This window comes from Campylobacter showae CC57C (assembly GCF_000344295.2).
Taxonomy (GTDB): Bacteria; Campylobacterota; Campylobacteria; order Campylobacterales; family Campylobacteraceae; genus Campylobacter_A; species Campylobacter_A showae_B.
In genome coordinates, this window is the sequence record NZ_AOTD01000175.1 from 1 (window position 1) to 1,986 (window position 1,986).

At 43.1% G+C, this 1,986-nt stretch carries 2 protein-coding genes; both read right to left on the reverse strand.

The window, feature by feature from the left end; genetic code table 11:
- Positions 1 to 187: 187 nt before the first annotated feature.
- Entirely contained in the window at positions 188 to 1,567 is a 1,380-nt protein-coding gene (locus H740_RS06745) for a DUF945 family protein (RefSeq protein WP_002952655.1), read from the reverse strand.
- A gap of 21 nt (positions 1,568 to 1,588) precedes the next feature.
- On the reverse strand, positions 1,589 to 1,966 hold the full coding sequence (locus H740_RS06750) for a RidA family protein (protein ID WP_002952656.1): 378 nt from the start codon (positions 1,964 to 1,966) through the stop codon (positions 1,589 to 1,591).
- Between the last annotated feature and the right edge of the window lie 20 nt (positions 1,967 to 1,986).

Here is a 1,986-nt window from a genome sequence, read left to right on the forward strand (position 1 = left end):
ACAGATAGGATGCTTAAAAAATACTGAAGATTAAGAGGGTTGCAAAGAAAATTTAGCGATTTTTTGTTGGGAGTTTTATAAAATTTTATTTTGTAGAAATTTACCTTAATATATATGCAAAAACAAAATTCATTTAGCGGACGAAGCAGTAAATTTAGCGCTATCGTCCACTAAAAATAAAACAAAATTAATTCGCCATCAGGCTCATTATAAATTCTTTGAGCGAAATTTTATCGTTTACCAGCAGATCATCACTACCGACATCGTGCTTAAATTTCGCACTCATATACTCGCCATCTTTGGCAAAAAGCGAATTTATGCGCTCCTCAAAAGACTTGATGCCATCCATCATTTGATTAAAGTCACTATCGGCCATCAGTCCCTTATACGCGCTTAAAAACTCCGTTATAGACGCGGCTTGCACCTTTATCTCGCCGTCAAATTTGACCGCTTTTAGCGCCGTTTGGATATCTACGTCGTCATGCAGCGTTTTGCTTTCCGAGCCAAGCCATGACGCATCGGCTACGGCGTTAAATTTTAGCTCCTTGCCGTTTGGGTTTTTAAAGCTAAAATTTTTAACCTCCATCACGTAGTTTTTGCTCATCAAAATTTTATAAAGAGCCGACTCTTTCGGGCTAGTGACGTACATCGCCATCGCTTCTTTGTTTGCGTTTTTCTCGTTTAGGCTCAAATTTAGCTGCGTGAATGCCTTTTTGCCGTCTACGTCAAGCGCGCCTAGACTCACGTCGGTAAGCGTATCGAGGAGATTTGCGTCTGCATTTTGCTTTATCTGCGTCAAAAACGACATGCCGGTAATGTCGACCGATTTTGGAAAATCATAGCCCCTAGCGCTGTTAAAGCTTATTTTCTCGGCCTTTAGCCCGATTTTAGCTATATTTTCGTAAGGGGTTTGTATGTTTATAAACGGGATAAGATCGTCAAAGCTCTTAAAGTCGTTAAGCTCGATTAGCATGGAGGCGTTTTCTATATCGACCTTATCCGTGCCGTCCGTATCGCCGCCGATTTTACCGAAGCCGAATTCTAGGGATTTTATCTTATTTTCTTTTATTTGCGCCTTTGCAAACGGCTTTGAGATTACAAAGCTAGAGTCATCTTCATTTGTTTTGATATCGGCCAAATTTAACGTCACGTCGCGGGTTTTATCAAATTTTATCAGCGCATCGATGCTCAAAAACTCGTCCGTACCGAAAAATTTCTTTAGAGAGAGCGCGGCTTCGGGCGTTAGCGCTTTGACGTCGCTATGAGCCTTAAATCCGCTAAATAGCTCGGCAAATCCGTGTTTTAGCGTCGTTTTGGCTTCAAATTTGACCGGATCTCTACCGTCGGTGAGCTCGAGTTTTAGCACCGCGCGCGAGCTAAACAGCCCTTTGTCGTAGTCATTTTCTACCGCGTTTGCTTTTATATTAAAAAATCCAAGCTTGAGCGTCTCGCTAGTTAGTCTCGCCACGCCCCTGTCATAGGACTCTTTGGCTTTAGACGAACCGTAAAACGCGACTCCAAAAACCGCGATCAAAACGACTGCGAGCGCAAATATAATCTTTTTCATTTTTTTCCTTGATTTTAAATTTTACTTCGTCGCCGCGATGAGCTCAATCTCGACTAGGCCGCCTTTTGGCAGCGTTTTAACAGCGATCGTACTTCTAGCCGGATACGGCTCGCTAAAAAATTTAGCGTAGATTTCGTTTTCCACCGAAAAATCCTCGATGTCGGCTAGAAAAATCGTCGTTTTTACCGCGTTTTCAAAGCCAAGCCCCGCCTGCGCCAAAATCGCTTTTAAATTTAGCATTGATTGCTCAGCCTGAGCCCTCACGTCCTCGCCCGCAAATTTGCCGTCAGGCGTAACGCCCAGCTGCCCCGAAATAAACAAAAATCCGTTTGCCTCGATCGCCTGCGAATACGGCCCGATCGCTTGTGGAGCGTCTTTTGTAGAGATAACCTTTTTCATTTTCGTCCTTTGTAAAATTT

Excerpts from the sequence above, each read along its gene's own strand:
- H740_RS06745 (WP_002952655.1), bottom strand. The coding sequence starts at position 1,567 with ATGAAAAAGATTATATTTGCGCTCGCAGTCGTTTTGATCGCGGTTTTT.
- H740_RS06750 (WP_002952656.1), bottom strand. The coding sequence starts at position 1,966 with ATGAAAAAGGTTATCTCTACAAAAGACGCTCCACAAGCGATCGGGCCG.